We start from the raw sequence: 4,703 nt of genomic DNA on the forward strand, positions 1-4,703 counted from the left end.
CGACATCCACGGCCCTGCCGTCGACAATGAGGGCCAGACGGCCGGAGAGATTGGCAATACGCACGATGAGTCTCCCGTAGGGGGAAGAGAGCGAGCCGCCCGGAGCCGGGTGAGCCGGGAGGACGCTCGGTCTGTTGCAGAAGCGGAGCGAGAGACACGACGCCGTCGGCGACCGGCCCCTTGCCCACCCATCGCTATTCAGCATGATGATTGCCTCGATGTTGCGGCGATGTATAGCCCAGCGTCAAGAGGTTGCCCTAAAATGAACATGATGAATATGACGAGTCTGGGCGGTTGATCATGCCCTTGGTGTCGGGGCGGGCCGAGAGAGCCGCGCAGCGGGTCGCGCGCCTGGCGGAAAGCGTGCCTCCCGGCTCCCGGCTGGGCACCAAGGAGAAGCTGCGGAAGCTGTGCGGAGTGTCGGTCGGCACCTTCAACGAGGCGCTGCGACTGCTCCAGGCCCGCGGCCTGGTCACCGTCAAGCCCGGACCCGGCGGTGGGCTGTTCAGCGCGGAGCAGTCCCCGATGGTCCGCCTGGGCAACTCCTTCCTCGCCCTGGACGCGCGGGCCGGTGATGTCGCCGAGGCCGTCCGGATCCGTGACGCCCTCGACCCGCTGCTCATCGAGGACGCGCTCTGGCACGCCTCCCCCGCCGACATCGCGCACCTTCGCCGGCACGTCACCGCGATGGAGCACGCCGTGACCGCCGCCGATCCGGTCGCCTTCGTCCAGGCGAACTGGCGGCTGCACGCTGCCATCGCCTCGATCAGCCCGAACGCCCTGCTCGGCTCGTTCTACACCCATCTGCTCGACGTGATCGAGAGCCGTACCCGGACCGTGCTGCCCGCCGGCGATCAGCCGCTGGGCGACTACATCGCGCACCGCCACGTCCTCCACCGCGACCTGGTCGACGCCCTGGACCGGCGTGACCGCGAGGAGGCGATGCGTCTGGTCCAGGAGCACAACACCGCCTTGGGGACCGTCGCGTCGCCGACCGCGCCCCTTGACCCGGAGCGTCCTGGACGAGGCTGCCTCACCCCGGGCCCGTGACGGCCGCTCCGCTTCCGACGCGGGTCCCGTCAGGCCAACGACACCGGTCGCCGCCGCGCGCCTGTGGGCACTGCCGAGTCAGGCCGAGTCGTCGGGCTCCGCCCCCGCGGCCGGCGACCGGGCCGCGGTCCGCCCGCACCGGCGTTCCGGCCCCCGGCGTGGACCGGGAGCACCGTCGCGGGCAGCGGGCCACGGCCCCGTCCGGTGGCTCAGGCGGCCGGCCGGCGCAACGGCGCGCCGTCCGCGCCGGTGACCGTCCCCAGTACCTCCCGCGCGAGGACCCCCGCCGCGTCGGGACCGGCCGCGGTGCCGAACACGTAGAAGTCGGGACGTACGGCGACCAAGGACACGCCCAGTTCCGCGAACCAGCGGCGGTAGGTGCCGTCGACGTCCCGCACCACCGCGGCCCACGGGTGGTCGTCGGCCCGGCCGCCCGGCGCGACGACGCGGACACCGGTCTCGGCGAGGTCGTGGAGCACCCCCGAGAGGTCGTCGGCCCCGGCGAGGAGGGCCGGATCGACCAGGACGTGGAATCCGTCGCCCACCACCTGGTCGAGGCGGCCGCTGCGGGTGCCGTCGTCCACCGCGCCCTGCACCGACAGTTCACCGCGTCCGGGTCCGGAGGCGCGGGCCAGCAGCCCTTCGCCCAGGCCCGGGAACCGCAGGGTTTCCGGCTTCTGCGATGCGGCCCGCCGGGCCAGCAGGACGCGGTCGCGCTCGGCGGCGCGCTCCGGGTCCCGGATGGTCTGCATGGTGCCGAGCTCGATGCCCTTCTCCGTGACCGCGCGCACATGCGGCTCGCGCTCGGTCTGGTAGGTGTCGAGCAGGCCGTCCCCCGCGGCGCCGCGCAGGATCAGGTCCAGCTTGAAGGCGAGGTTCTGCGCGTCGCGGATGCCCGAGCACATGCCCTGCCCCAGGAACGGCGGCATCTGGTGGGCCGCGTCGCCGGCCAGGACGATCCGGCCGCGGCGCCAGTCGTCGGCGACCAGGGAGCGGAAGGTGTACGTGGCCACCCGGATCAGTTCGGCGTCCTCGGGCGTGAGGTAGGCGGCCACCCGCTTCCACACCCGCTCCGGGGCGCGCTCGGTCTCGAAGTCCTCCGGGGAGTCGAGCATGAAGCTGAAACGGTGGTGGTCGGGGCCGATCGAGATGATCGAGGTCGGGCCGTTCGGATCGCCGAACTGGAGGGCCGCCGGCAGGTCCACCGGGCGGCGGAAGCGGAAGTCGCACACCATCCAGGGCTCGGAGAAGCCGTAGTCCTGCTGCGTCACTCCGAGCGCCGACCGGACGAAGCTGTTGCCGCCGTCGCAGGCGACCACGTACCGTGCGGTGACGCTCTGCCGTCCGCCGGGACCGTCCACGGTGAGGACGACGTGGTCCCCGGTCTGCTCCACGGCGACCACCGGGCTGGAGTGCCGGACCTCCACCCCGGGCGTCGACCGGCAGACGCCGTCCAGGGCTTCTTCCAGGTCGGGCTGGTACATCATGAACCACTCGGCCCAGCCGCTCCGCCCGACCTCCGCGAACGCCTGCTCGATCAAAAGGTCCCCGTGGCCGTTGCGCCACTCGTAGTTCCGCTGTACCCGCAGTTTGGGCAGCAGCCCTTCGGCGATTCCCAGGCGGGCGAGGGTGCGCATCGTCTCGTCGTCGAAGATCGCGGCGCGGGGCAGGTTGTACAGCCCGTCGTACCGCTCCAGCACCACTACGCGGTGCCCGGCCCGCCCCAGCAGGGCCGCCGTCGCCATGCCCACGGGTCCGTAGCCGACGACCGCCACGTCCACTGCCGTCTCGCTCCGGCCCGTACCGCCGCCGACACCGTCCATCGCGCTCATCCGCGAAACCTCCACTGTTCAGAACCCCTACCAAAGGGTTGACACCGCCGGAACGTACGTTTCACTATCGTGAAAGTCAATGCATATTAGTGAAACGAGTCGGCTCATGCGGACCATCGGTCTTGAAGAACACTTCGTCACTCCGGAACTGGCGGCGTACGGTGCCGGATCCGCCTCGATCGCCCAGCCGGACAAGTGGCGGGAGGCGTCCCGGCGGATGCTCGACCTCACCGGTGAGCGCCTGGCCGAGATGGACGCGGCCGGCCTCGACATACAGGTGCTCTCCCTCAACTCGCCCGGTATCCAGGCCGAGACGGACCCCGCCGTGGCCGTCAGGCAGGCCGCGGCGGTCAACGACCTGCTCGCGGAAGTGATCGCGGAGCATCCCGCCCGGTTCGCCGGCTTCGCCGCGCTGCCGCTGCAGGACCCGAAGGCGGCGGCGGCCGAGCTGGAGCGGGCCGTGACCCAGCTCGGCCTGCGCGGCGCCCTGGTCAACGCGCACACCCAGGGCCGCTACCTCGACGCCCCCGAGCTGCGCGGGGTGTGGGAGCGCGCCGAGGGCCTCGACGTCCCGCTCTACCTGCACCCGGCCAACGGCGTCGACACCCCGCACGTGCTCAACGGCCACCCCGAGCTGACCGGCCCGATGTGGAGCTGGGGCAACGAGACCGCCTCGCACTTCCTGCGGCTGGTCTTCGGCGGCGTCTTCGACGACTTCCCCGACGCCAAGCTGCTCCTGGGCCACATGGGCGAGGGCCTGCCCTACGTGCTGTGGCGCCTGGACTCGCGCTGGGGCTTCCACAACCACCACGGCGTGGAACTCGCCCGGGGCAACCCCTCGGAGTACGTCCGCCACAACCTCTACATCACCACCAGCGGCGTCTGCTCGGCACCCCCGCTGCTGTGCGCGCTGCTCGCACTCGGCCCCGAGCACATCCTCTTCGGGACCGACTACCCCTTCGAGGAGATGGGGACAGCCACCGAGTTCCTGCGCAACGCACCGATCAGCGAGGCGGACCGCGCCAAGATCGCCCACCTCAACGCCGAACGGCTGCTGCGTCTGTGACGCCGCCCCCGTCCTCCTCCCTTCACCCCCCGCGATCCACCCGCCATCGAATCGAAGGAAAGTCGTCGACATGACCGAGAAGACCAACGTGAGCCACTGGATCGGCGGCGAGTGGGTCGGTTCCGCCCGCACGTCCCAGAGCGTGAACCCGGCCACCGGTGAGGTGATCGGCACCTACGCGGACGCCGACCTCGCGGTGGGGGAGGCCGCGATCGAGACGGCGGTCCGCGCCTTCCGCGAGGGCGACTGGCGGCTGGACCCGATGCGCCGGGCCACCGCGCTCAGCCATCTCGCCGACGCCTACGCCGCGCGCCTGGACGAGGTCGTCGACACGCTGTGCCGGGAGAACGGCAAGCTCCGCCGTGAGGCCGCGTTCGAGGCGCACTTCATCCTCCGCGCGCTGCGCTTCGCCTCGGGCCTGGCGCTCCAGCCGCACGGCCGGGTCACCGACACCCAGCCGGGCCGCCAGGCCATGTCGATCCGGCAGGCCGTGGGCGTCGCCGGCATCGTGGTCCCCTGGAACTCACCCGCCTACCTCTGCATCCGGGCGCTCGCGCCGGCCCTGGCGGCCGGCTGCACCGCGGTGGTGAAGATGCCCGGGCAGGCGGCGCAGAGCGCGGCGCTGATGTGCGACATCCTCGGCAGCGTCCCCGAGCTGGACGCCGGTGTGGTCAACGTCGTCGTCGAGTCCGGCTCCGACGTCGCGCGGCTGCTGGTGGACTCGCCCGACGTGCCCGTCATCAGCTTCACCGGCA

Annotated in this window: 4 protein-coding genes; 3 read left to right on the forward strand and 1 reads right to left on the reverse strand. The window is 71.7% G+C overall.

Annotated features, from left to right (window positions below; genetic code table 11):
• The first annotated feature begins 300 nt into the window (after window positions 1-300).
• Window positions 301-1,050: a FadR/GntR family transcriptional regulator gene (locus tag ACFF45_RS34980; protein ID WP_381351053.1), complete on the forward strand. Its 750-nt coding sequence runs from the start codon at window positions 301-303 to the stop codon at window positions 1,048-1,050.
• A 209-nt stretch (window positions 1,051-1,259) separates the two neighbouring features.
• On the opposite strand, the gene ACFF45_RS34985 is transcribed toward ACFF45_RS34980, so the two are convergent.
• Complete coding sequence (locus ACFF45_RS34985) at window positions 1,260-2,882, reverse strand: bifunctional 3-(3-hydroxy-phenyl)propionate/3-hydroxycinnamic acid hydroxylase (protein ID WP_381351055.1); 1,623 nt, start codon at window positions 2,880-2,882, stop codon at window positions 1,260-1,262.
• A 106-nt stretch (window positions 2,883-2,988) separates the two neighbouring features.
• Here ACFF45_RS34985 and ACFF45_RS34990 point away from each other — a divergent pair, with 106 nt between their 5' ends.
• Window positions 2,989-3,948 carry an amidohydrolase family protein gene (locus ACFF45_RS34990; protein ID WP_381351056.1) on the forward strand — a complete coding sequence of 320 codons (960 nt, stop codon included), beginning with the start codon at window positions 2,989-2,991 and terminating at the stop codon, window positions 3,946-3,948.
• Between the two features lie 70 nt (window positions 3,949-4,018).
• The coding region (locus ACFF45_RS34995) for an aldehyde dehydrogenase family protein (protein WP_381351058.1) at window positions 4,019-4,703 on the forward strand (685 nt) is incomplete at its 3' end.

It is taken from the genome of Streptomyces cinereospinus (assembly GCF_042430725.1).
GTDB classification, from domain to species: domain Bacteria; phylum Actinomycetota; class Actinomycetes; order Streptomycetales; family Streptomycetaceae; genus Streptomyces; species Streptomyces cinereospinus.